The sequence below is a fragment of the Intestinimonas sp. genome (assembly GCF_026169115.1).
Lineage (GTDB): Bacteria > Bacillota > Clostridia > Oscillospirales > Oscillospiraceae > Intestinimonas.
On record NZ_JAPFEA010000031.1, the window covers coordinates 17642 to 40991 of the forward strand.

Sequence of the window (23350 nt, forward strand, 5' to 3'; positions counted from 1 at the left end):
TTATGGACCTCTGCGATCTCAATACCGTCAAGGCCCTGCTGGGCCGCCACGGCTTCCGCTTCTCCAAATCCATGGGGCAGAATTTTCTCATCCAGGACTGGGTCCCCAGGGGTCTGGTGGATGGGGCCGGCGTGGGACCGGAAAACGGCGTGCTGGAGATCGGCCCCGGCATCGGCCCCCTCACCGTCCGGCTGGCCGACGCCGCAAACAAGGTGGTGGCGGTGGAGCTGGACCGCGCCCTCCTGCCGGTGCTGGACGAGACCCTGCGGGACTTCTCCAACGTGGAGATCCTCCCCGCCGACATCCTCAAGCTGGACATCCCGGCCCTGGTGGACGAGAAGTTTCCCGGCCTCACCCCCATGGCCTGCGCCAACCTCCCCTATAATATCACAACTCCCGTCCTCACTGCCCTCATTGAGGCCGGGCGCTTTTCCTGCATCGCCGTGATGATCCAGCGGGAGGTGGCCCTGCGCATCTGCGCCGCCCCCGGGACAGCGGACTACGGAGCTTTCTCGGTGTACTGCCAGTACCACACCGTCCCCGAGCTGCTTTTCGACGTGGGGCCCGAGTGCTTCGTCCCCGCCCCCAAGGTGACCTCCTCGGTGATCCGCATGGTCCCCCGCTCCGCCCCCCCGGAGGGCGTGGAGGACGAGAAACGGTTCTTCCGGGTGGTGCGGGCCGCCTTTGGCCAGCGCCGCAAGACCCTCCTCAACGCCCTCGCCGCCGGTCTGGGCGGCGTGGACAAGGACCGCCTCCGCGCCGCCATCGCCGGCGCCGGACTGCCCGAGGGTATCCGCGGCGAGCGGCTGGGCATCCCGGAATTTGCCGCCCTCACCCGGGCCCTGGGGGAGTTTTAAGGGCTGCTTCCGTGTCCCCGGCCCTCCTTCCCGCATAGCATGAAGGGAAAGGAGGGCCCTTCCATGCCCATCATCTACCTCTCCCCCTCCACCCAGGAAAACAATCTCTATGTGAGCGGCGGCTCCGAGGAGTACTGGATGAACCGCCTGGCCGACGCCATGGTCCCCTATCTGGACGCCTCCGGCATCCGCTATGTCAGGAATACCCCCGGCATGACCGCCGCCAGCTCCATCGCCGCCTCCAACCGGGGCAATTACGACCTCCACCTGGCCCTCCACTCCAACGCCGCCCCGGAGGGGCGGTACGGGCAGATCCGTGGCGTCCTGGTCTTCTATTACCCCGGCAGCGCCAAAGGCCGCCGGGCCGCCGGGATCGTGGCGGAACACCTCCGGCGGATCTATCCCATCCCCGACCTGGTCCGGACGGAAGCCACTACCGCCATCGGGGAAGTGCGCAGGGTACGCGCCCCCTCCGTCTTTTTAGAGCTGGGCTACCACGACAACCCCGACGACGCCGCCTGGGTCAAAAGCCAGCTGGACCTCATCGCCCAAACCCTGGTGGAGGCCCTGTGCCAGTACTTCGGCATCCCCTTCCTCACCCCCGTCCCGGAGCGGCAGGGCGTGGTGGACGTGTCCTGGGGCTCCCTCTACATCCGCGCCCGCCCCGACCGGTCCGCCCCCGTTCTGGCCCGTGCCTACGACGGGGCCAGGCTCGCCATCCTCAACCAGTGGCAGGGCTGGTATCTGGTCCGCTTCGGGGAGGTCACCGGCTATGCCAGCGGCGACTATATCACCCTGCTCTGAAGTCCCTTCGGGCGTTCATAGAAAATTCACAGAGCGTTCTAAATCTGTCCATCACTTCTTCCCGGGGTGTGGTATCCTAATATCAGCAAGGAACCAAACCCAAACCAATCCAACCTCCTCCCTCTCTCTCTTTGCAGTCAACACTGTGCTCCCCGGAGCGGCAGCCGCCGCTCCGGGGAGACAGACCAAAACTTCCGCCGTCAGCCTGGCTGCCGGCGTTTTTTTGTGAGAAAAAACGTCCAAGCGTCACAACAAACGCCCCCACACCAATACAAAAATCGGAACAAGCAATATGACGCTTGCTCCGATTTTGATGATAACCGCCCCAAAAGGCCACAGGCAAAAAAAGACGTCGGAGCAAGCGATTCACGCTTGCTCCGACGTTGGCGGAGAGAGAGGGATTCGAACCCTCGAGACGCTATTAACGCCTACACGATTTCCAATCGTGCGCCTTCGACCAGCTCAGCCATCTCTCCATGGCCTGGACAACGTTGCTTATTATAACCGCTTTACCTCCATTCGTCAAGAGGGAAAATGCAATTCTTTGAAAAAATTTGACGTCATTGCAATCCCCCCATAACTATGCTATAACAGTACCATCCGAAACCGCCAAATGCAAGGAGTGTATGACCATGGAACTCACCCGCGCGCAGGCGCTGGACCTGCTGAAGCAGTACAACAAGGAGCCCTTCCACATCCGCCACGGTCTCACCGTGGCCGCCGCCATGGAGTGGTTTGCCAGGGAGCTGGGCTACGGCGACAACGCCGAGTTCTGGTATCTCGTGGGACTTCTCCACGACCTGGACTTTGAGCAGTGGCCCGAGGAGCATTGCGTCAGGTCCCAGGCCCTCATGCGTGAGCTGGGGCTGGACGAGGCCCTCATCCACGCCACCGCCAGCCACGGCTGGGGCGAGGTGTGCGACGTGACCCCCGAGCACGAGATGGAGAAGGTCCTCTTCGCCTGCGACGAGCTCACCGGTCTCATCGGCGCCGCCGCCCTCATGCGCCCCTCCAGGAGCTGTGCCGACATGGAGCTCAAGTCCCTCAAAAAGAAATTCAAGGACAAGAAGTTCGCCGCCGGCTGTTCCCGGGACATCATCCAGAAGGGGGCCGGGCTGCTGGGCTGGGACCTGGACAAGCTGCTGGAGCTGACCCTCCGGGCCATGCAGGCCACCGAGGCCGATATCGAGGCCCAGATGGCCTGATCCCGGAAACCATATTTTTATCAAAGGAGTCCACTATGAACGAAAAACGACCTCGCAAGCCCATGGGCAAAGCTGCCCGCATCCTCACCTGCCTGGCCATCACCCTGGTCTTTGGCCTCGTCTACTTCTACCTCTCCCTCCCCGCCCTCAACCTCCAGGACACCAACTTTTACTCCTTTTTCTTCCTGCTGTGTCTGGTCTATGTGGTGTCCTCCCTCTTCGCCTCTGGCTTCCGCATGGAGCCCGGCTCCGGCGTGAAGGAGTACTTCCGCTTTGTGAAGAACCAGTGTCTCCCGGCCGGCATCCTCATGGTGCTGCTCGTTGCCGTGGGGCTCATCGGCACCCTCATCTCCATGCCCATTTTCCGGGCCTCCGCCTACCGGGACCTGCTGACTGTGGAGAACGGCAATTTCGCCGAGGACATCGCCCAGATCTCCTTCGATAAGATCCCCACCCTGGACCGCTCCTCCGCCGAGTACCTGGGAGACCGCCAGATGGGCACCCTCAGCGACATGGTCAGCCAGTTCGAGTACTCCAACGACTCCACCCAGATCAACTACCAGGGCCGGCCCGTCCGGGTGGCTCCCATCGCCTACGCCGACCTCATCAAGTGGTTTACCAACCGGAGCGAGGGTCTGCCCGCCTACGTGCTGGTGGACATGGTCACCCAGGAGGCCCAGGTGGTCCGTCTCCCCCAGGGGCAGGGCATGAAGTACGCCTTCTCCGAGCCCCTCAACCGCAACATCATGCGCCACCTGCGCTTCCGCTACCCCACCTATCTCTTTGACACCCCCCAGTTCGAGATCGACGAGGAGGGCACCCCCTACTGGATCGCCCCCAGGATCGTCCGCACCATCGGCCTGTTCGGCGGCACCGACGTTCAGGGCGCCGTGCTGTGCAACGCCATCACCGGCGAATGCCAGTACTATGATATTGCCGATGTCCCCACCTGGGTGGACAACATCTACACCCCCGACCTCATCATGGAGCAGTACGACTACCACGGCACCTTCATCAACGGCTTCTTCAACTCCATCTTGGGTCAGCGGGGCGTCACCATGACCACCGAGGGCTATAACTACATCGCCCTCCACGACGACGTCTACGTCTATACCGGCGTCACCTCCGCCAACGCCGACCAGTCCAACCTGGGCTTCCTCCTCTCCAACCAGCGCACCAAGGAGACCCGGTTCTATGAGGCCCCCGGCGCCACTGAGTACGCCGCCATGGACTCGGCCAAGGGCGAGGTCCAGGACCTCAAGTACGCCGCCACCTTCCCCCTCCTCCTCAACATTGCGGGGGAGCCCACCTACTTCATCCCCCTCAAGGACGCCACCGAGCTGGTCAAGAGCTATGCCATGGTCAATGTGGCCCAGTATCAGATCGTGGCCGTGGCCAGCTCCGTCTCCCAGTGTGAGCAGAAATATGTGGACATGCTTGCCGAGCGGGGCATCACCGACCCGGAGGAGCGCCCTGAGACCCGGATCTCCGGCGTGGTGGACGACCTCCGCTCCGCCGTAATGGACGGCAACACCTACTATTTCGTCCGCCTGGAGGGCGATGCGGTCTACTACGCCGTCTCCGCTGCCGAAAACCCGGTGGCGGTGCTGCTGGACCTGGGGGATCAGGTCACCATTGACCACGCCGTCCAGACCGGCGAGATCGCTTCCTCCATCCTCAGCGCCTACACCATCGCCATCGACGGCAAGGCCGCTCCCAGCGAGCCCCTGATCCCCGCCGTGCCGGAGCCCGACCCGGCTCCCGGCCCTGACGCCGGCACAGAGCCGGCTGACGGCGCCATCACCGTCCCCATCTACGGCTGAACCAGACACAAAAAAGACGTCCTGTTCAAAAGAACAGGACGTCTTTTTCTGGCTTTTTCAGGCCGCCGGGACAAAGGGCTCCTCAATATCTGTCTGGGGCGGCTCTGTGGAGACCGGCGGCTGGGTGGCCGGCGGCGCAGGGGTCTCGCTGGGCGGCGGCGTCTGCTCTCCGGAGGAGCTGTTCACGTTCTCCGGCCAGGTGGACTCGTCAAATGGATTGAAGCGGTTATAGTCCTCCAGGTTGTCATAGTCCTCCGGCCCCGGCCAGGTGGTGTAGTCCATGGGGTCGATGGCCGGCTTCTCGGTGGGCTCGGGCGCCGGTGCGGTAGTGTGGACGTCACAGTAGGCCGCCTCGCCCAGGGCGGTGATATGACCGGTGGTGAACTGGTTGTCCTGCACCGTCACCGCAGCGGCGGCCCCTTCACGGGCGAGCTCCAGGATGCTCACCGTCCTGCGGCTCTCTGCGGGGCAGAACTCCCCGGCCAGGTGATACATGCCGTTGGGGCTGCCGTCGGCCTCCAGGAAGGGGGCGTCCAGGCAGATCTCCACGTCCTTGTGGACCTCGCAGAAGGCGGTGGGCTCATCCCCCTTGACAAAGGTCATGTTGATGATCCGTCCGCCGGCGTCCACCCGGGCGTCGTGCTGGCAGGCTTCCGTGGCCTGGAGGCCGCTGTCGGCGCAGACCGGCACGGTGACCGTGCCCTCAGAGGGGGCGGGGAAGCTCTTGCTCTCCAGCCCCTCATGGATGGAAGCCATAACCTTTTTCCAGGTGGCAGCCGACTGCTTCTGGAGGCTGGAGGACATGCGCTCGGGCTGGTCATAGCCGCTCCAGACGGCGGCGGTGTAGTAGGGGCTGTAACCGGCAAAGTAGAGGTCCCGGCGGGAGGTGGTGGTGCCCGTCTTGCCGGCGATGGTCATACCATCGAAGCGGGCGGCAGTACCGGTACCGCTGCGGATGACATTTTGGAGCATGGAGTTGATATACCAGGCGGTGGAGTCTTTCATGGCGGCGTGGGACTCCGCCTGGTCCTCCAGCAGGAGGAGGACCTCGCCGGTGTCGGGGTCCACCCGCTCCACTCTGGTGTAGGTCCTGGGCTCGATATACAGGCCGCCCCGGGGGAAGGTGGCGTAGGCCGCCGCCATCTCCAGGGTGGTCACGCCGTCGGTGAGACCGCCCAGGGCCAGCTGGGCCAGGCCGATGTCGGAAAAGACGGTGCCCTTGCGCTCCTCCTGGACCACCAGGTGGTCGGTGCTGAAGCCCAGGTTGTTCACCAGGAAGTCAAAGGCCACCTGGGGGGTGATATACTGGCCCAGGACCTTGACGGCCAGGGTGTTCACCGAGTTCTGAACGCCGACATAGACATTGGTGAGCCCCCGGTACTTTCCATAGGAGTTCACCGGCCAGGGGGCTCCGCCGTCGCCATCAAAGCTATACGGAGAGTCGTCGATGACGGTGGCGGGGGTGATGACCCCCAGATCCAGGGCGGGGGCATACACCGCCAGGGGCTTGATGGCCGAGCCGGGCTGCCGCTGGGACTGAGTGGCCCGGTTGGTCAACAGACTGGCCGTCTTCTCCCCCACGCCGCCGGCCAGGGCCACCACATTGCCGGTGGCGTTGTCGATGACCGTGATGCCGGACTGGAGCTGCTGTCCGTTGGGCGAGGGGGCGTCAAAGTTGCTCAGGTCCTCATACACCGCGTCCACCTTGGCCTGAATGGCCGGGTCCTGGGTGCAGTAGATGGACAGGCCGCCGCTGTATACCCACTGGCTGGCCATCTGGTCGGAGAGGTCATAGGCTTCCTTCAGGTCGGCGATGACGTCCCGGATGAGCTGATCTTCAAAATAGGAGTAGGCGGTGGTGGAGGTGGTCCCCTGCCCCCGGCCTACAAAGACCAGCTCCTGGGCTGCCGCGGCCTCCTGTTCCTCCTCGGTGATGTACCCCTGCTTCTTCATCTCGCTGAGGATGATCTCCTGGCGCTTCTTGTTCTGCTCCCGGGTGTAGTCAGAGATATAGGGGTCATAGCGGGAGGGGTTGTTGGTGATGCCGATGAGACTGGCGCACTCGGCCAGACTGAGCTGGGACACCGGCTTGCCGAAGTAGGCCAGGGAGGCGGTGCCCACGCCGTAACAGTTCTCACCCAGGTAGATGTAGTTGAGATACATCTCCAAAATCTCTTTCTTGGAGTAGTCCTTCTCAAACTCCAGGGCCCGGAAGATCTCCAGGATCTTTCGCTTTACTGTCACGTCGTCGTTCTGGGTCATGTTCTTGATGAGCTGCTGGGTGATGGTGGAGCCGCCGTAGGTGTCCTTCATCCCCAGGAACATGTTGAGGAAGGCGCCGCCGGTCCGCCGCCAGTCCACGCCGTGGTGCTTCCAGAACCGCTGGTCCTCAATGGCCACCAGGGCGTCGATCAAATCCTCGGGGATCTCCTCCAGGTCCACCTTCACCCGGTTCTCCTCCCCGTGGAGGGTGCGCAGCTCTTTGGCCTGTCCGGTGGCTGGGTCGGTGTAATAGATGGTGGAGGACAGGTTCATGGCGTAGGCGCTGGCGTCTATTTCGGACTGGGGAATGATGACGGTCTTGATATAGGTGGCGGCAAAACAGGCCAGGATGGCCCCCGTGGTGCAGCCGATGAGGATGAGGGTGCCGACGACCTTCAAAATGCCCAGGGCCACCCCGCCGGCTGTGCCCTTCCGCCTGGGGCGTCGGGATGGCTCCCCACTCTGGTTTTTGGTGTGTTTTGTCTCTGCCAAAATGAAATACCTCCGTTCCCGGCCCAGGGGCCGCACGGTCTTGTGCAAGTATGCGCAGCGTCTCCTTCCGCCGGTCTGTCTCCTCTTCCGGTCAGAATAAGACTTATATATTATAGTGGAAAAGCCCCCTTTTGTCTACCCTGTGTCCCTCCATTTCTCACCCGAATGAGACCTGTGTAAAATTTGGCTCGTCCAGCCCTTGCATTTTTCCGGCGTACAGGGTACAATATGCCTAGAAAGAAGAAGGGCGGTGCCAGTCACCATGAGCGACGAGTACGGCAGCAATTTTGTCAGCCTCACCGACGAGGAGGGCAACGAGATCGAGCTGGAGCACCTGGATACCATTGAATATAACGGTGCAGTCTATATGGCCTTTTTCCCTGTGGAGGAGGCCGATGAGGAGGGCCAGCCCCCGGAGGAAGACGCCGAGGAGGGCGGACTCATCATCCTGAAGGTCGTGGAGATCGACGGGGAGGAGCAGTTGGCCACCCTGGATGACGAAGAAGAACTGGAAGCCGTCTATCAGCAGTTCATGGAGTCCCTGTTCGAAGAAGACGAGGAATAACCGCATCTCCTGCTCGGTTCGTGATGGTTTCTTTTTAAACCCACATCTCTGAAACGGGACGCCAGACTCGCGCCGTGGCTTGCAGGCCTCCCGGCCTCCCTCTTGGGAACGCTGGAAGTTGGAAGCAGTAAAGCGGTGCGGAGGCGACCCACCTGCCACTTCGTGCAGGTTTGATCAGGGCCACACGGCCAGAGCGGGAGATCTTTTAACCAGCACACCGCCCCAGAGTTGCTCTGGGGCGGTTTTTTACGGCGCGGACCCCGCATAACCGTGAATTTTCTGTAAAAACCCCGTTCCCTTTCCCGTCTGCGAAAGATTGGGACTTGCAAGCTGTCCGCATTTCCTGTATAATGCATCATTGAGTCACCAAAGCACAGAAAAAGCACACTATTTGAGAGGACTGAGCAAGAGTAATGAGTGCTTCCCGTGAAAAGAAACAGCGCAACTCCGCCGCTGCCAACGGCCCCACCGAAAAGGAGCGCCGTCAGGCAGAGTCCGCCCGCAAGGAGCGGAGCAAAAAACTCCTTTACACCGTAGTAGGCGTGGTCCTGGCCGTGCTGGTCGTCGCCCTGCTGGTATGGCACAGCGGCATCCTCACCAAGGGTAAGGTAGTCGCCACCGTCAACGGCAAGGACTACACCGTGGCCGAGATGGGCTACTATTACTACCCCACCGCCAACATGTACGCCCAGTACGGCCTGCCTGTGGACGCTGAGACCCTGCGCCAGAGCGCCGTCGATTCCCTCCAGCAGACTGCCGCCCTGGCCGCCGCTGCCGAGGCCGAGGGCTTCGCCCTCTCCGAGGAGGGCGCCAAGAGCGTGGAGGATGCCATCGAGCAGATCAAGGGCTATGCCGACCAGAACCTCACCTCCCTCAAGAACTATATCCGCAACGTGTACGGCCCCCACATGACCGAGGGCCTGCTGCGGGACTGCCTCACCCGGGACACCCTGGCCCAGGAGTACTTCGCTGCCCACGCCGACACCCTGACCTACACCGACGACGATCTGACCGCCTACTATGAAGAGCACGCCAACGAGATGGACACCTTCACCTACTCCGCTGTGTTCATCGACGGCTCCGTCCCCGCCGCCGACGACGAGGGCAACGACGTGGAGCCCTCCGACGCCGACAAGACCGCCGCCATGGCTGCCGCCAAGGCCGCTGCCGACAAGCTGCTCCAGGACCTAAAGGACGGCGGCGACTTCGACGCCCTGGCCGCCGAGGCCGTCCAGTCCGAGGAGGACGAGGACAAGAGCTATGAGACCACCGTGGTGGGCGCCAGCCTGGCCAACGGCTTCTCCTCCGGCAGCACCGACTGCGTCTCCTGGCTCACCAACGAGGGCCGCAAGGACGGCGACCTCACCACCATCGAGGTGGCCGACAAGGGTTATTGGGTCCTCCGCTTCACCGGCCGCACCCTGGACACCGAGGCTTTTGGCGCCGCCGACGTGCGCCACATCCTGGTGAAGGCCGAGCTCACCCAGACCGACGACGCCGCCACCGAGGATGTGGACGAGAGCAAGGTCCCCACCCAGGAGGCCATGGACGCCGCCAAGGCCAAGGCCCAGGAGATCCTGGACCAGTACAACGCCGGCGACAAGACCGCTGACAGCTTCGGCGCTCTGGCGCAGGAGTTCTCTGAGGACCCCGGTTCCGCCGAGAAGGGCGGCCTCTACGAGGGCATCACCCCCGCCACCAACTTCCTGCCCGCCTTCATCGACTGGACCTTCGCCGAGGGCCGTGAGGTCGGCGACACCGGTCTGGTGGAGAACGACCAGGAGGGTCAGCACGGCTGGCACCTGATGTACCTCCAGGACCACACCCTGGCCTGGAAGGCCACCGCGGAGAAGGCCCTCAGATCCGACGCCCTCAACACCTGGACCGAGGGCATTGAGGAGACCTACCCCGTCACCGCCAATGAGACCAACCTGGCCCTGCTGGGCTGAGTCATCCATCCCCCGGAGAGAACCTCCGGGGGATTTTTTTAGGAGGTACACAGATGGACGAACGTTTTCTCCGCACCCGCATGCTCCTGGGCTCTGACGCCATGGAGCGGCTGGCCAAGGCCCATGTATGCGTGCTGGGCCTGGGCGGCGTGGGCAGCTGGTGCGCCGAGGCCCTGGCCCGCTCCGGCGTGGGGGAGCTGACCCTCATGGACCAGGACACCGTGGACGTGAGCAACCTCAACCGCCAGGCCGAGGCCCTGGAGTCCACCCTGGGCCTGCCCAAGGCGGAGGCCATGGCCCAACGGGTGCTGGCCATCCACCCCGCCTGTCAGGTCCACCCCGTCCAGGGGCGCTATGAGGCCGCCGCCCGGGAGGACCTTTTCGCCACCCACTACGACTATATCGTGGATGCCATCGACCTGGTGAGCTGTAAGCTGGACCTCATCGAGACCGCTCTGAGCCGCAAGATCCCCATCCTCTCCGCCCTGGGCACCGGCAACAAGCTGGACGCCTCCCTGCTGCGGGTGTCCGACATCTCCAAGACCGAGGGCTGTCCGCTTGCCCGGGTGGTGCGCAAGGAGCTGCGCAGCCGGGGCATCCTCCACCACAAGGTGGTCTGGTCCCCGGAGGCCGCCCATGCCGCCGAACAGCCTGAGGCGCCGCCTCCCGGCCGCCGCAGCGTCCCCGCCAGCGTCATGTGGGTGCCCGCCGCCGCCGGGCTGCTCCTGGCCGGCGAGGTGGTCATGGACCTGACCGGCGTGCGATGAAGGGAGGGGTCTTCATGGAACAGCAGTCCCTCCCCCGCTGGACAGACTGGGCCCGGGAGCTCCAGGCCCTGGCCCAGGCGGGGCTGGAGTATTCCAAAGATCCCTTCGACCGGGAGCGGTTCCAGCGCATCCGGGACATCTCCGCCGAGATGGTGGCCGAGGGCGCGCAGCTCCCTCTGGAGCGGGTCAAGACCCTCTTCTGCGGAGAGTCCGGCTACCAGACCCCCAAGCTGGTGGTCCGGGCCGCCGTCATCCGGGAGGGCCAGATCCTCCTGGTCCAGGAGCGCAACGGCCTGTGGGCCCTCCCCGGCGGCTGGGTGGACGAGGACCAGTCCGTCGCCTCCAACACCGTGAAGGAGGTCATGGAGGAGGCCGGGATCCAGGTGCGGCCCCTCCGGCTCATCGCCGTCCAGGACCGGGACCGCCACCACCCCACCCCCTATCTCTACGGGGTGTGTCAGCTCTTCGTCCTCTGTGAAGCCCTGGGCGGCGGCTTCGTCCCCAACCTGGAGACCCTGGGCAGCGGCTGGTTCTCCCCCGCCTCCCTGCCGCCCCTGGACTTGGACAAGACCACCTCCGAGCAGATCGCCCTGTGCTTTACCGCCCACGCCGACCCCAACTGGACCGTGCCGTTCGATTAAAGAGCGGCTTTGGGCTCACAAAAGCAAAAATCGTATAAAAAATCCCTTCTCTGGCAAACTACTGCCAAAGGAGGGATTTTTTCATGGCTCAAAAACGGATGTGGCTGCGCCCGGCGGTATCCGGCGCCCTGGCCGGGGCGGTGAACGGCTTTTTCGGCGGGGGCGGTGGGATGGTGCTGGTGCCGCTGCTCTCCGGGTGGTGCCAGCTGGGGGAGCGGAGGGCCTTTGCCACCTCGGTGGCCGTCATCCTTCCCCTGTGCGTCCTCTCCGCCGGCATCTACCTCTTCCGGGGCGGGCTGGACCTCATGGCCGCTCTCCCCTATCTGCTGGGCGGGCTGCTGGGGGGCTGGCTGGGGGGCTGGCTTTTCAAGGGTCTCTCCATGGACTGGCTCCGGCGGGGCTTCGGACTGCTCCTCCTCTACGGGGGCGTCAAGTCCCTCTTCGCCCTGTGAGCTTCCTCATCGCCCTTCTGGCCGGGACCGCCACCGGGGTCCTCTCCGGCTTCGGGGTGGGCGGCGGCACTCTGCTCCTCCTCTATCTCACCGCCTTTGCCGGAATGGAACAGCAGCTGGCCCAGGGCATCAATCTGGTCTACTTCCTGCCGGCGGCGGCCGCCGCCCTCCCCGCCCACTTCAAAAACGGCTACGTGGACCGGGCCGCCGCCCTCCCTGCCATCCTGGCCGGTCTGGTTTCCGCCGGGCTGTGCGCCTGGGCGGCCTCCGGCCTGGACACGGACCTCCTCCGCCGGTGTTTCGGCGGCTTCCTGGTGGTCATCGGGCTCCGGGAGCTCTTCCGCAAGCCATCCGCTACCGCTCGGTGACCCGGGTATACCGCCGCAGGGGATAGTCTCCGTCGTGGGCGTCCCCGCAGGTGGTGCGGCTCATGTCCCCCGGCCCGGTGACCCGGACCACCCCCGCCCGCAGGAGGGTCGTGGCCAGCTCCTCCCGCTCGGACGAAGCGCAGAGGAGCCCCGCCGTCTGGAGGACCCCCTTGTGCCGTCGGAGCATGGCGGGCAGCTGCGCCCGTGGCAGGGCCTTCACCAGGGGATTGCCGAATTGGAGGGAGAGGGCCAGTTCCCCATCCTCCCCCAGGGTGAGGGAGCACCTCTTCCCATAAAAGACCTCCGGGCCGGGCGCGGTGACCGACTCCAGCCGCTGCTCGTACTGGGCCAGGGTCACCTGGGCCGCCGAGCCGTCGTCCAGGGGCGGCCCCGCCGCCATGGCTTCCTCCAGCACCGGCAGGAACCGGCGGCAGAAGGCCCGGACCTCCTCCCGGTCCTCCGTGTCCAGGAAGATCACCTGACAGGAGCTGCACAGCAGCTGCCGGGTGTCGGCGATATGGTCCGCCAGGGCGGCCAGCCCCTCCGGGGTCTCCCCCGCCGGCGTGACATAGGCGAAGCTCAGCTTGTGGCCCCATTCGATGAGGCGGCAGCCCACAGGGGCCAGGCCCCGGACGGCGGACACCGCCCCCTCCCCGCCCCAGACCACGATGCCGTCGGCCATGGCCGCCATCTTCTGCATGGCGGGCAGGTCGTCAGAGGGGGTGTCAAAGACATAGAGGTAGTCGGCCAGCGCCGGGGCGGCCTGGGTGAGGGCGTGGAGCAGCAGCACCGACAGCCCGCCGTCGGCCTGGGGCAGCTTCAAGATGTTCACATTGCCGGTGAGGAGCCCCTCCACGGCACTATACGCCGGAAGGCCGTCCACATTGCCGGCGGCGATGTGGAAAAGGACCCCCAGGGGAAGGACCTCCTTGGTGAGGGTGAGACCGGAGTGGGGCGGCGTCACCTGCCTGGGGCCCGCCCAGTCCGGCCCCAGCTCCAAAGCCAGCTTGAATTCCAGGCTCTCCCGGCGGAGCAGGTTGGCGGCGGCCGCCGCCTGGGCCAGGGTGAAGCGCCGGTCCAGACCCAGGGCGGCGATGACGCCGTCAAACTCCCCGCTGAGCACCCGCCGGGCCAGGCCGTCACAGGCGGCTACCACCGTCTCCGCAGTGGGGGCGGGCCGCTGGAGCACCCGGGTGATGGTCTCCTCCAGGCTGTCCAGGAGCCGATTCTGCTCCTTGGTATCACGGACCTCTCCCCGGTACAGGATCACAGGCCCACCCCCTTTCTCAGCTCGTCTGCGCCGGCGGCGCAGGTCTTGATGTCGGCCATGCCCACCCGGCCAATGATCTCCAGCCAGGGGGACTTCACCCCGCAGGGACAGGTCTCCCCGTCGTGGAGGATGCCCAGGTCGTCGGTCATGATGCTCAGGACCGGGACGGCATGGAGCATGGGGGTGAGGAGGTTCACCAGCCCCACGGCGCCATTGGGCACCGGCTCCAGGGTGCGCACGTCCCGGATGATGACCCGGCTGTATACCGGCACATGAAAGTGGTGATACTTGCAGTCGGCATAGTAAATGGGGTGCTCCACCGCCCCGAAGGACTCGTAGATGTGCTCCTCCGGGATGCCGAAGCGGTCCCACGCCTTGGCATAGAAGGTCTCTTTATCCACCTTTTCCCGATAAAACTGCTTCCAGCCGCCCCCCAGAAAGATCTTGGAGTTTTTGGGCAGCGGATAGCGGAGCCCCCGCCGCTCCAGCTCCTCCATAAGGAAGTAGGTGTAGGCAGGAAAGCCCATGAAGCGGGTGGGAAACCGGGAACGGCTGTATTTCTCCAGGGTCCTGATAAGGCCGTCAAAGTCCACCTGATAGCCCCCGTCCCGATATTTGAGGGCATACTCCCGGTGGATGGCAGGGGTGATATAGGTGTAGCCCGTGGCCGTCTTGGCCACGGCGGTCTGATTGCTCCTGTGGGGCTGATAGCCCAGAATGAGGTAGTTGGTGGGCACCGCGGAAAGGAAGTGATGGTAGCGCAGGATGCGCCACACCATGTGGAAGCCGCTCCACAATCCCCCCAGCTCAAAGCCGATCACGCTTTTCTTCCCCCGGGTCCCCGAGGAGGTGGCCTTGATGAGCATGCTCCGCTCGGGTACGGAGAAGATCTGGTGCGATTTGAAATATAAGGTGGGCAGCACCGGCAGCCGGCTCAGGTCCGCCGTGGTCCGCAACAGGTCTGGCCGGAAGCCAAAGTGGTCCAGAATGGCCCGGTACTCCGGGCAGTGGGCGTAGTGGAAGGCGCAGTTGTCCCGCATGGCGGAGACGAAAAGTTCCTCCGTCCCCGCCGTGTCATAGGGGTCCTTCCAGGTGAAGAGTCTGATGCGATTTCCCATGTTCCTCCCTTCTTCCCATGGGGGTAAAACCCCCATGGGGTCCCAGTTCTTCTGCACATCCTCGGGCGGAGTGAATCCGCCCTGCGGCAAGCAGCCGCCGGCCGGCTGCTTGGACGCGCCTGACAGCACGCCCCGCTCCGCGGGGCCCCACCGTGGACGCCCCTCACCCGGTTTCAGCCCTGGGTCCGTTTCCGGGTGAGATAACCCTCCAATATTAGTGTCGCCGCCACGGCGTCCTCCCATGGGGGTTTTTCCCCCATGGGGTCCCAGTTCTTCTGCACATCCTCGGGCGGAGTGAATCCGCCCTGCGGCAAGCAGCCGCCAGGCCGGCTGCTTGGACGCGCCTGACGGCGCGCCCCGCTCCGCGGGGCCCCACCGTGGACGTCCCTCACTTGGTTTCAGCCCTGGGTCCGTTTCCGGGTGAGATAACCTTCCAGAATCAAAGTAGCGGCAACAGCGTCCACGGTCTTTTTGTGGTTTTTCATCTTCTTGCCGCTGGCATGGAGGATATCGTGGGCCTCGATGGTGGTCCGCCGCTCGTCCCAGAGCACCGGCGTGAGACCGGTGGACTCCGCCACCTGACCGGCGAAGGTCCGGTAGAGCTCCGCCCGGGGCCCCTCGGTGCCGTCCATGTTCCGGGGAAAGCCCATCACCAGCTCCTCCACTTTGTATTGCTCCGTCAGCTCGGCAAGGCGGGCGCACACCTGCTCCCCCTTCCGGCTGTGGATGACCTCCGTATACCCCGCCAGCAGACCCGTGGGGTCGGAGATGGCCACGCCCGTCCGGGCGTCGCCGTAGTCGATGGCCATGATACGCATGGTCCTCCCTCCCTTCCCCACCACTATATCCGTTTTCCGAAAGCCCTGTCAAGCCTGGAAATTGATGCTTGACTTTTCCAGCCGCTTATGATAGTCTATTAGCACCTATGAAAAAGGGCTTTATTTTTGTGCGCATTTTTACGGTGTAATGGGCACAAACCCTTTCCCTCTCAGGAGGACATAGGGAGGCAGATCATGCCGAACCTACCGTGTTTTGACTGGGGACGGGCCCTGCCCGTGCCTTTTTCGAACGTGCTGGGATTCGGTATAGCCGGACCCGGCATTTTTTGTTGGGTCCGAACCATTGAAGGAGGTGCCGAAACATGGCAAAAGCCGGTGCGCGGGTGAAAATCACCCTGAGATGCTCCGAGTGCAAACAGCGCAACTACGTCACCAACAAGAACAAGAAGAACACTCCCGACCGTCTGGAAAGAAACAAGTACTGCCCCTTCTGCAGGAAGCACACGCTCCACACCGAAACCAAGTGATGATGCTGATTACGGAAGTGTCACAAGAAAGCAGGGTGAAACCGAATGTCTGACAACGAGAAGATCGAAAAGACCGGCGCTGACGCCCAGGCCGCTTCCAAGCCCGCCAAGGCGGACAAGAAGGCCAAGAAGGACGAGAAGCCCGGCTTTTTCCAGCGTGTCGCCCGTTGGTTCCGCGAGATGAAGAGCGAGCTCAAGAAGGTCGTGTGGCCCACTCCCAAGCAGACCGTTAACAACACGGTGATCGTGATCGTCTGCGTTATCGTGGTCGGCATCTTCATCTGGGTCTTTGACGCCCTTGCCAGCGGCATCATCGCCGCCCTCATCGACCTCTTTAAGGGTTAAGGGGTAGCGGTATGTCGGATAGTGCAAAGTGGTATGTGGTCCATACCTATTCCGGGTATGAGAACACCGTCAAGGCCACCATCGAAAAGCACGTGGAGAACCGCAGCATGCATGACCTCATCCACGAGGTCAAGATCCCCCTGGAGACTGTCACCGAGATCACCGACAACCGCCCCAAGGTCGTGGAGCGGAAGGTCTTCCCCGGCTATGTGCTGGTGAAAATGGTGATGACCGACGAGACCTGGCACCTGGTCCGCAACGTCCGCGGCGCCACTGGTTTCGTGGGCTCCGGCAACAAACCGATTCCTCTCACCGACGATGAGATCGCCGCCCTCGGCGTGGAAAAGCGCGAGGTCGTGGTGGCCTATCAGGTGGGCGACACCGTAAAGATCACCGACGGCGCTCTGGAGTCCTTCCTGGGCACCGTGGAGGAGATCGACCTGGACCGCAGCAAGGTCCGCGTGGTCGTTTCCATGTTCGGCCGGGAGACCCCGGTGGAGCTGGAGCTGGACCAGGTGGAGCTGGTACAGGATTAGGTACCCTGGGCGGCATGGCCGCCCGCCGTCCAAGGCACAAGTGGGAGGGATGCGCCGTCGCATCCCGTCCAACCACATTCATTCGTAGGAGGTGCTCATTGTGGCACAGAAAGTAACTGGTTACGTCAAACTGCAGATCCCGGCCGGCAAGGCGACTCCCGCTCCCCCCGTCGGCCCCGCTCTGGGCCAGCACGGCGTCAACATCGCCGCCTTCACCAAGGAATTCAACGAGCGCACCAAGAACGACGTGGGCCTGATCATCCCCGTGATCATCACCGTCTACGCCGACCGCTCCTTCACCTTCGTTACCAAGACCCCTCCCGCCGCCGTGCTCATCAAGAAGGCCTGCGGCATCGAGTCCGGCTCCGGCGTGCCCAACAAGACCAAGGTCGCCCAGCTGAAGAAGGACGATCTGCGCAAGATCGCCGAGACCAAGATGCCCGACCTGAACGCCGCCTCCGTCGAGGCCGCCATGAGCATGGTCGCCGGTACCGCCCGCTCCATGGGCGTCACCGTGGAAGAGTAAGGGAAGGAGGTAGTAACGATGTTCAGAGGAAAGAAATATACCGACTCTGCCAAGCAGATCGATAAGGCTATGCTCTACGATACCGCCGACGCCATGGCCCTGGTGGTGAAGACCGCCCCCGCCAAGTTCGACGAGACTGTGGAGCTCCATGTGAAGCTGGGCGTTGACTCCCGTCACGCCGACCAGCAGGTCCGCGGCGCCATCGTGCTGCCCCACGGCACCGGCAAGACCCAGCGCGTGCTGGTCTTCGCCAAGGGCGACAAGGCTGAGGCCGCCAAGGCCGCCGGCGCCGACTTCGTGGGCGAGATGGATATGGTCCAGAAGATCCAGTCCGAGAACTGGTTCGATTACGACGTGGTCGTCGCCACTCCCGACATGATGGGCGTGGTGGGCCGTCTGGGTAAGGTCCTGGGCCCCAAGGGCCTGATGCCCTCCCCCAAGGCCGGCACCGTTACCCCCGACGTGGCCAAGGCTGTCACCGAGATCAAGGCCGGTAAGGTGGAGTACCGTCTGGATAAGACCAACATCATCCACTGCCCCATCGGCAAGGTCTCCTTCGGCGCTGAGAAGCTCACCGAGAACTTCAACGCTCTCATGGGCGCCATCGTCAAGGCCAAGCCCGCCGCCGCCAAGGGCCAGTATATCAAGAGCTGCGTGGTGGCTTCCACCATGGGCCCCGGCGTCAAGGTCAACGGCGCCAAGCTGGTGTAAGAAGCGCGGAGCGCCCGGGAGCAGGTGGCTAAGACCCGCAGCGGAACAAACGGACCGGTGGGCCCCGGAAGGGACCGGCGGCCGGCTTGTGCAGTCGGAGGGGCTTAGACGCCGTCGCGGAGGGCGCGCAGCGTGACAAGAAGCGCGGAGGCGTCGTGAGCAGCGCGGATGGACCGGAGCGAGGGTGTGAAACCAAGGGCCGTCTGGCGGCCCTGTTTCAAGCCCGAGTCGTAGGGAAGCCGCGCGTCGCGAAACAGTTGCAGCGTGACACCAGCATCACAAAATATATCATTTCCGGACAGGTTTTGCTTGACAAAGCCTGTCCGGACTGATATACTATCATTCGTGTTCAAAGACAGCAGGCGGCGCAAGCCATAAGTCCTGCCGAGAATGCAGCCACAACGGAGTAAGTTTCTTTGTGCTGTTTTCGCTGCTTTGGATGCGAAAACAGCTTTTTTGTTGCGTGACTGCATCGGAAAAGTTGAACTCAAATTCAACGGAGGTGAATCCCAAATGCCTAACGCAAAGGTCCTCAGTGAGAAGCAGGCCATCGTGGCCGAGCTGACTGAGAAGCTCAAGAGCGCCTCCAGCGGCGTTCTGGTGGACTACAAGGGCATCACCGTGGCGGAAGACACCGCTCTGCGTGCCGAGTGCCGCAAGAATGAGCTGGACTACGCCGTAGTGAAGAACACCCTGGTCCGCTTTGCCATCAACAACGTTGGTCTGGAAGAGATGGATTCCGTGCTCAACGGCACCACTTCTCTGGCCCTCTCTCAGGGCGATCCCATCGCTCCCATGCGTGTCATCGCCAAGTTCGCCAAGCAGTTCAACGGCGCCAAGTTCACCATCAAGTCCGGCTTCATGGACGGCAAGGTCCTGTCCCTGGACGAGATCAACGCTCTGGCCGAACTGCCCAGCAAGGAAGTCCTCCAGGCTCAGGTCCTGGGCACCATGCTGGCCCCCATCACCAGCCTGGCCATCGTCATCAAGGCCATCTGCGAGCAGAAGGGCGGCTCTGTCGACGCCGCCGAGGCTCCCGCCGCCGAGTGAGCGGCGCAACACACATCATCTATTGATTGAGATCACAATTTTAGGAGGTAACATATCATGGCTTCTGAGAAAATCACTGCCCTCATTGAGGAAGTTAAGGGTCTGACTGTTCTGGAGCTCTCCGAGCTGGTTCACGCTCTGGAGGACGAGTTCGGCGTGTCCGCCGCCGCCATGGCCGCTCCCGCTGCCGCCGGCGCTGCCGCTCCCGCCGCCGAGGAGAAGACCGAGTTCGACGTGGTGCTGGCTGAGGTCGGCTCCGAGAAGATCAAGGTCATCAAGGCTGTCCGTGAGATCACCGGCCTGGGTCTGGCTGAGGCCAAGGCTATGGTCGAGGCCGCTCCCAAGGCCCTCAAGGAGGGTGTCTCCAAGGACGAGGCCGAGGAGCTGAAGAAGAAGCTGGAGGAAGTCGGCGCCAAGGTCGAGCTGAAGTAAGTTTCTTCCCATTTGCACAAAAAAGGCCCATGGCGTCATGCCATGGGCCTTTTTCACACCAGAGACAAGGAGGTTCCGATCATGGAGATCCGACCCACCACTCCGGCGGACCTGCCGCGTCTGGCGGAGATCTATGTCTGCGCCCGGCAGTTTATGAAAGAGACCGGCAATCCCAACCAGTGGGGTCCCACCAACTGGCCCCCCATCGACCTGCTGCGGGAGGACATTGCAGCAGGCCGCAGCTATGTATGTACCCACGACGGCCGTGTGGTGGGAACCTTCTGCTTCCTCCAGGGGGAGGACGTGGAGCCCACCTACCGGGACATCCAGGAGGGCGGCTGGCACTATGACGGCCCCTACGGCGTGATTCACCGTCTGGCCGGGGACGGCTCTGTCACGGGTGTGGGCCGGTTCTGCCTGGACTGGGCCTTTCAGCAGTGCGGGCACCTTCGGGTGGACACCCACGGGGACAACCGTGTCATGCAGAATGTGGTCAAAGCCTGCGGCTTTGCCTACTGCGGGATCATCCACGTGCTGGAGGACGACTACCCCAGACTGGCCTATGACCGGCATATCTGAAAAAAGGACGGGTTTCCCCGTCCTTTTTTGCTTCCTTATTCCGATTTCCGGGCGTATTGCGGCTTGCGTCTCCGTCTCATGGCTGGTCTTCGCGGCCTGCCAAAACAGACAGGATAAACTCCTGCAGCTCCTCCCCCACCTCCCGGCGGTAGGGCTCGCCGGTGAGCTCATTGTTGGAGACGATGCGCAGGCCCAGGCAGGGTACTCCGAACCGGCGGCACACCCGGTAAGCCGCCAGGCTCTCCATGTCCTCGCAGTCCTCCCCCGCCCGCTCCCGCAGCCATTCGATGCGGTCATGCTCCCGGTTGAAGACGTCGCCGGTCCCCAGGCGGCCGGGGAGCACCCGTCCCCCGGTATAGGGGGCGGTCTCGAACCGCTCCGCCCAGAGAGCGTCCCCCTCCAGGACCGCCGGGGGCGTGTCGGCGTCAAAGTCCCACAGCTGCCAGGCGGCGGGGGCCATCCCCTCCCCTGTCCCGCGCCGGGGCATGAGGACGCTCTGGATGTCCACACAGGTGCGGCCCACCACAATGTCCCCCACATGGAGGTCCGGGCGGTGGGCCCCCGCGGTGCCCTGGTTGAGGACCAGCCTGGGAGAAAATCGCTGAATGCCCAGAACGGTGGCTGCGGCGGCGGACACCGTCCCCACCTCGGTGCGGCTCACCACCAGCTCTGCACCCGCATACCGGCCCCGCCAGAACCGGAACCCGGCAACGGTCTCCGCCCGGAATCCCTCCAGGCGCTCCACCGTCCGGTCGGTCTCCACATCCATGGCCCCCTGGATGAGAATGGGCCCCGTCATGCCTTCCCCTCCAGGCCCCGGGTCTTCCGCTGGACCGCCCAGGCCAGCAGGGCGCACAGGCAGCCCACGGCGCAGCCCGCGATGACGTCGCTGGGGAAGTGGACCCCCACGTACAGCCGGGAGAAGCCCATGAGAGCGGCGGCGGCGAGACACAGGACCCAGGCCCACCGCCGGGCGGCGAACCGGGCCCAGGTGACACAGCAGGCGAAGGCGGCGCAGGTGTGGCCGGAGGGGAAGGAGTTGGGGTCGCCCTCGGCCACCAGGGGCAGCAGCCCCTCCACCACCAGCCAGGGCCGGGTCCTGGACACCAGATGTTTGAGGAGCACGTTGGTGAAGAGCAACCCGAAGAGCATGGAGATGAGGGCCCAGAAGCCCGCCTTCCGGGTCTTCGGGTGCAGGAGCAGCGCCGCCGACAGGACGATCCAAATCAGGCCAGCGTCGCCCAGTTGGGTATAGAAAGAGAAAAATGCGTTCAAAATGGGGGTGCGCAGGTCCTGGAGCCAGAGCAGGAAGGCTCCGTCCAGGTGCAAAAAGGTCTCCAGCATAGCCGGTCTCCTCCGTTCATCTGAAATCTGAGGCAAAAAGGGACGGGGCTCAGCCCCGTCCCTTTTTTCTCCGCTGGGGAATCAGCCCTCGGTCCAGGGCTCGGACGCGCAGGTGGTGATGGTGCCGTTGACGAGCTCGAAGTGGACCGTCTTGACAATGTGGTTCTTGCCGATCCGCACCTCCTGGGTCCCTACCTCGTTGGTCACGGCATTGACCACATTGGCCTGGATGGTAAAGGTGAGGTCCAGGGTGTCGTCCTCCATGGGGAAGGTGAGCTTGTTGCCGTTGACGTCGGTCATGGTGAGCCCGCCCTCGTGGGGGATAGCGGCCACGTTGGTGACATAGGCGTCCACCATCTCGCCGTTGGCCATGAGCTGATCGCCGATGCCGTTCTCGCCGGGCACATAGTCCTTGATCCCCTCATAGACCTCCTTGTCCACGCCCTGCACTTCCACCGTGTAGGTGAGGATGGTGCGGCTGACATTGGAGGCGCCGTCCTTCTTCAAGACCTTCCATCCAATGAGGGCTACCGCAACGACCAAAAGCAAAATGACCAGCAGGTCGATGATATTGAGGATACCAAAGAGCTTTCCTTTTTCGTCCACCAGTTTCATGTCATGCCTCCGTAAATCTCTTTTCTCGGCGGATGTCCGGCGTTTCCGTTGACCGGACTACTCAAGCATTGTATAATATTTTCCGTGAAGATACAAGGGTGGATTTTGAAATTTAAGAAACCCTTATGTGGAGGCAGCTATGAAAGTCATTCATCTCATCAGCGGCGGCGACAGCGGCGGCGCCAAGACCCATGTTTTCTCCCTCTTGCAGAACCTCTCCAAGCACATCGATGTGACCATGGTCTGCTTCATGGAGGGCCCCTTCGCCCAGGAGGCCAGAGAACTGGGCATCCGCACTGAAGTCTACCCCAGCCGCAACGTATTGGGCACCCTCCGCCGCCTCAAGGCCAAGATCCGGGAGGAGGGCTATGACCTCATCCACTGCCACGGCGCCCGGGGCAATATGATGGGGGCCCTCCTCCGCCGCGCCACCGGTCTGCCCGTGGTGACCACCGTCCACTCCGACTACCGCCTGGACTACCTGGGCCGCCCCCTCTCCCGCATCACCTACGGCACCATCAACACCATCGCCCTGCGGAGGCTGGACTACCGCATCGGCGTGTCCGACGCCATGGTGGACCTGCTCATCTCCCGAGGCTTCGACCCGGACAAGCTCTTTCCCATCTACAACGGCATCGACTTTACCCTGCCGCCCCCCGCCATGTCCCGGGCGGAATACTTCCGCTCGGTGGGACTCCAGGCCGATGAGAACTCGGTGGTGGTGGGCATCGCCGCCCGACTCAACCCGGTCAAGGACATCTCCACCCTCATCAAGGGCTTTGCCAGGGCCCATGAGACCTGTCCCCAGCTGCGGCTCCTCATCGCCGGCGACGGCGAGGAGCGCGCCATGCTGGAAAACCTGGCCCGGGAGCTGGGGGTGACCGACAGCGTGTGCTTTGCCGGCTGGATCTCCGACACCAATACCTTTTACCAGTCCATCGACATCAACACCCTCACCTCCCTCTCCGAGTCCTTCCCCTACGCCCTCACCGAGGGGGCCCGGGCCAGTCTGCCCACGGTCAGCTCCCGGGTGGGTGGCGTCCCCTACTTCATCGACCACGGCATCAACGGTCTGCTCTTCGAGCCCGGCGACGCCGAGGGTCTGGCCCACCACCTCATCACCCTGGCCATGGACCCAGTCCAGCGCAGGCACCTGGGAGAGCGGCTGCGGCAGAAGGGGGTGGAGGAGTACTCTCTGGAGTCCACTGTTCAACGTCAGCTCACCATCTACCGCACCATTCTCCGGCGTCAGGAGCGCGCGCGCACCATTGGCCGCCGGGACGGCGCCCTGGTCTGCGGCGCCTACGGCCGGGGCAACGCCGGCGACGACGCC

27 protein-coding genes, 1 tRNA gene, 1 other RNA gene and 1 other annotated feature are annotated in these 23350 nt (G+C 63.6%); of the genes, 20 read left to right on the forward strand and 9 right to left on the reverse strand.

Annotated features, from left to right (window positions below):
- Window positions 1-2 precede the first annotated feature (2 nt).
- Both rsmA and Q0Y09_RS03045 read left to right on the forward strand, forming a co-directional pair.
- The gene (gene rsmA / locus Q0Y09_RS03040) at window positions 3-857 is read left to right on the forward strand and encodes a 16S rRNA (adenine(1518)-N(6)/adenine(1519)-N(6))-dimethyltransferase RsmA (protein ID WP_297717414.1); all 855 of its coding nucleotides are present in this window, start codon (window positions 3-5) and stop codon (window positions 855-857) included.
- A gap of 63 nt (window positions 858-920) precedes the next feature.
- Complete coding sequence (locus Q0Y09_RS03045) at window positions 921-1661, forward strand: N-acetylmuramoyl-L-alanine amidase (RefSeq protein WP_297717417.1); 741 nt, start codon at window positions 921-923, stop codon at window positions 1659-1661.
- A 384-nt stretch (window positions 1662-2045) separates the two neighbouring features.
- Here the strand turns inward: Q0Y09_RS03045 and Q0Y09_RS03050 are convergent.
- Window positions 2046-2137, reverse strand: a tRNA-Ser gene (locus Q0Y09_RS03050).
- A gap of 156 nt (window positions 2138-2293) precedes the next feature.
- Between Q0Y09_RS03050 and Q0Y09_RS03055 the strand changes: the two genes are divergently transcribed.
- Both Q0Y09_RS03055 and Q0Y09_RS03060 read left to right on the forward strand, forming a co-directional pair.
- Window positions 2294-2866, forward strand: coding sequence for a hydrolase (locus Q0Y09_RS03055; protein ID WP_297717420.1), 573 nt, complete (start codon window positions 2294-2296; stop codon window positions 2864-2866).
- Window positions 2867-2901: 35 nt separating this feature from the next.
- Window positions 2902-4689 (forward strand): CvpA family protein, encoded by a 1788-nt coding sequence (locus Q0Y09_RS03060; RefSeq protein WP_297717423.1) that lies wholly within the window; start codon window positions 2902-2904, stop codon window positions 4687-4689.
- A gap of 57 nt (window positions 4690-4746) precedes the next feature.
- On the opposite strand, the gene Q0Y09_RS03065 is transcribed toward Q0Y09_RS03060, so the two are convergent.
- Window positions 4747-7443, reverse strand: a complete 2697-nt coding sequence (locus Q0Y09_RS03065) for a transglycosylase domain-containing protein (RefSeq protein WP_297717426.1) — start codon at window positions 7441-7443, stop codon at window positions 4747-4749.
- A 250-nt stretch (window positions 7444-7693) separates the two neighbouring features.
- Here Q0Y09_RS03065 and Q0Y09_RS03070 point away from each other — a divergent pair, with 250 nt between their 5' ends.
- The 7 genes from Q0Y09_RS03070 (at window position 7694) to Q0Y09_RS03100 (ending at window position 12185) form a co-directional block, all read left to right on the forward strand.
- Window positions 7694-8008 carry a DUF1292 domain-containing protein gene (locus tag Q0Y09_RS03070; protein WP_297717429.1) on the forward strand — a complete coding sequence of 105 codons (315 nt, stop codon included), beginning with the start codon at window positions 7694-7696 and terminating at the stop codon, window positions 8006-8008.
- A 3-nt stretch (window positions 8009-8011) separates the two neighbouring features.
- Window positions 8012-8212: non-coding RNA, 6S RNA (gene ssrS / locus Q0Y09_RS03075), on the forward strand.
- A gap of 209 nt (window positions 8213-8421) precedes the next feature.
- Window positions 8422-9957 (forward strand): peptidylprolyl isomerase, encoded by a 1536-nt coding sequence (locus tag Q0Y09_RS03080; protein WP_297717432.1) that lies wholly within the window; start codon window positions 8422-8424, stop codon window positions 9955-9957.
- A gap of 53 nt (window positions 9958-10010) precedes the next feature.
- The gene (locus Q0Y09_RS03085) at window positions 10011-10724 is read left to right on the forward strand and encodes a tRNA threonylcarbamoyladenosine dehydratase (protein WP_297717435.1); all 714 of its coding nucleotides are present in this window, start codon (window positions 10011-10013) and stop codon (window positions 10722-10724) included.
- A 14-nt stretch (window positions 10725-10738) separates the two neighbouring features.
- Window positions 10739-11365: an NUDIX hydrolase gene (locus tag Q0Y09_RS03090; protein WP_297717438.1), complete on the forward strand. Its 627-nt coding sequence runs from the start codon at window positions 10739-10741 to the stop codon at window positions 11363-11365.
- 83 nt (window positions 11366-11448) lie between these two features.
- Window positions 11449-11817, forward strand: a complete 369-nt coding sequence (locus Q0Y09_RS03095) for a TSUP family transporter (RefSeq protein WP_297717441.1) — start codon at window positions 11449-11451, stop codon at window positions 11815-11817.
- Complete coding sequence (locus Q0Y09_RS03100; RefSeq protein WP_297717444.1) at window positions 11814-12185, forward strand: TSUP family transporter; 372 nt, start codon at window positions 11814-11816, stop codon at window positions 12183-12185. The genes Q0Y09_RS03095 and Q0Y09_RS03100 overlap by 4 nt, the downstream gene beginning before the upstream one ends.
- On the opposite strand, the gene Q0Y09_RS03105 is transcribed toward Q0Y09_RS03100, so the two are convergent.
- The 3 genes from Q0Y09_RS03105 to ruvX all read right to left on the reverse strand — a co-directional run bounded on the left by Q0Y09_RS03105 (window position 12172) and on the right by ruvX (window position 15391).
- On the reverse strand, window positions 12172-13455 hold the full coding sequence (locus tag Q0Y09_RS03105) for an acyl-CoA reductase (RefSeq protein ID WP_297717448.1): 1284 nt from the start codon (window positions 13453-13455) through the stop codon (window positions 12172-12174). The genes Q0Y09_RS03100 and Q0Y09_RS03105 overlap by 14 nt on opposite strands.
- The gene (locus Q0Y09_RS03110) at window positions 13452-14573 is read right to left on the reverse strand and encodes an acyl-protein synthetase (protein WP_297717451.1); all 1122 of its coding nucleotides are present in this window, start codon (window positions 14571-14573) and stop codon (window positions 13452-13454) included. Before Q0Y09_RS03110 ends, Q0Y09_RS03105 begins: the two co-directional genes overlap by 4 nt.
- 398 nt (window positions 14574-14971) lie before the next feature.
- A complete protein-coding gene (gene ruvX, locus Q0Y09_RS03115; RefSeq protein WP_297717454.1) occupies window positions 14972-15391 on the reverse strand; it encodes a Holliday junction resolvase RuvX in 420 nt (139 codons plus the stop codon).
- Window positions 15392-15714: 323 nt separating this feature from the next.
- Here ruvX and rpmG point away from each other — a divergent pair, with 323 nt between their 5' ends.
- From rpmG to rplA, 5 genes are all read left to right on the forward strand, one after another.
- Entirely contained in the window at window positions 15715-15879 is a 165-nt protein-coding gene (rpmG, locus tag Q0Y09_RS03120) for a 50S ribosomal protein L33 (protein WP_033119311.1), read from the forward strand.
- Window positions 15880-15924: 45 nt separating this feature from the next.
- The gene (secE, locus tag Q0Y09_RS03125; protein ID WP_297717457.1) at window positions 15925-16224 is read left to right on the forward strand and encodes a preprotein translocase subunit SecE; all 300 of its coding nucleotides are present in this window, start codon (window positions 15925-15927) and stop codon (window positions 16222-16224) included.
- A gap of 11 nt (window positions 16225-16235) precedes the next feature.
- Window positions 16236-16760, forward strand: coding sequence for a transcription termination/antitermination protein NusG (nusG, locus tag Q0Y09_RS03130; protein ID WP_297717460.1), 525 nt, complete (start codon window positions 16236-16238; stop codon window positions 16758-16760).
- Window positions 16761-16860: 100 nt separating this feature from the next.
- On the forward strand, window positions 16861-17286 hold the full coding sequence (rplK, locus tag Q0Y09_RS03135) for a 50S ribosomal protein L11 (RefSeq protein ID WP_297717463.1): 426 nt from the start codon (window positions 16861-16863) through the stop codon (window positions 17284-17286).
- Window positions 17287-17304: 18 nt separating this feature from the next.
- Window positions 17305-17997, forward strand: coding sequence for a 50S ribosomal protein L1 (gene rplA, locus Q0Y09_RS03140; RefSeq protein ID WP_297717467.1), 693 nt, complete (start codon window positions 17305-17307; stop codon window positions 17995-17997).
- Between the two features lie 104 nt (window positions 17998-18101).
- Here the strand turns inward: rplA and Q0Y09_RS03145 are convergent, their stop codons facing one another.
- A complete protein-coding gene (locus Q0Y09_RS03145; RefSeq protein WP_297717488.1) occupies window positions 18102-18470 on the reverse strand; it encodes a hypothetical protein in 369 nt (122 codons plus the stop codon).
- Window positions 18329-18464, forward strand: a sequence feature (ribosomal protein L10 leader region). Its footprint overlaps the gene before it by 136 nt.
- Before the next feature lie 40 nt (window positions 18471-18510).
- Here Q0Y09_RS03145 and rplJ point away from each other — a divergent pair.
- The 3 genes from rplJ to Q0Y09_RS03160 all read left to right on the forward strand — a co-directional run bounded on the left by rplJ (window position 18511) and on the right by Q0Y09_RS03160 (window position 20058).
- The gene (rplJ, locus tag Q0Y09_RS03150; protein ID WP_297717491.1) at window positions 18511-19047 is read left to right on the forward strand and encodes a 50S ribosomal protein L10; all 537 of its coding nucleotides are present in this window, start codon (window positions 18511-18513) and stop codon (window positions 19045-19047) included.
- Window positions 19048-19104: 57 nt separating this feature from the next.
- A complete protein-coding gene (gene rplL / locus Q0Y09_RS03155) occupies window positions 19105-19479 on the forward strand; it encodes a 50S ribosomal protein L7/L12 (RefSeq protein WP_297717495.1) in 375 nt (124 codons plus the stop codon).
- 81 nt (window positions 19480-19560) lie between these two features.
- Window positions 19561-20058 carry a GNAT family protein gene (locus Q0Y09_RS03160; protein WP_297717499.1) on the forward strand — a complete coding sequence of 166 codons (498 nt, stop codon included), beginning with the start codon at window positions 19561-19563 and terminating at the stop codon, window positions 20056-20058.
- A gap of 76 nt (window positions 20059-20134) precedes the next feature.
- On the opposite strand, the gene Q0Y09_RS03165 is transcribed toward Q0Y09_RS03160, so the two are convergent.
- From Q0Y09_RS03165 to Q0Y09_RS03175, 3 genes are all read right to left on the reverse strand, one after another.
- The gene (locus Q0Y09_RS03165) at window positions 20135-20857 is read right to left on the reverse strand and encodes a 5'-methylthioadenosine/S-adenosylhomocysteine nucleosidase (protein ID WP_297717503.1); all 723 of its coding nucleotides are present in this window, start codon (window positions 20855-20857) and stop codon (window positions 20135-20137) included.
- A complete protein-coding gene (locus Q0Y09_RS03170; RefSeq protein WP_297717506.1) occupies window positions 20854-21402 on the reverse strand; it encodes a phosphatase PAP2 family protein in 549 nt (182 codons plus the stop codon). The genes Q0Y09_RS03165 and Q0Y09_RS03170 overlap by 4 nt, the downstream gene beginning before the upstream one ends.
- A gap of 81 nt (window positions 21403-21483) precedes the next feature.
- Window positions 21484-22017 carry a DUF4330 family protein gene (locus Q0Y09_RS03175; protein ID WP_297717509.1) on the reverse strand — a complete coding sequence of 178 codons (534 nt, stop codon included), beginning with the start codon at window positions 22015-22017 and terminating at the stop codon, window positions 21484-21486.
- A gap of 139 nt (window positions 22018-22156) precedes the next feature.
- Between Q0Y09_RS03175 and Q0Y09_RS03180 the strand changes: the two genes are divergently transcribed.
- A partial coding sequence (locus Q0Y09_RS03180; protein ID WP_297717511.1) for a glycosyltransferase occupies window positions 22157-23350 on the forward strand: 1194 nt, incomplete at its 3' end.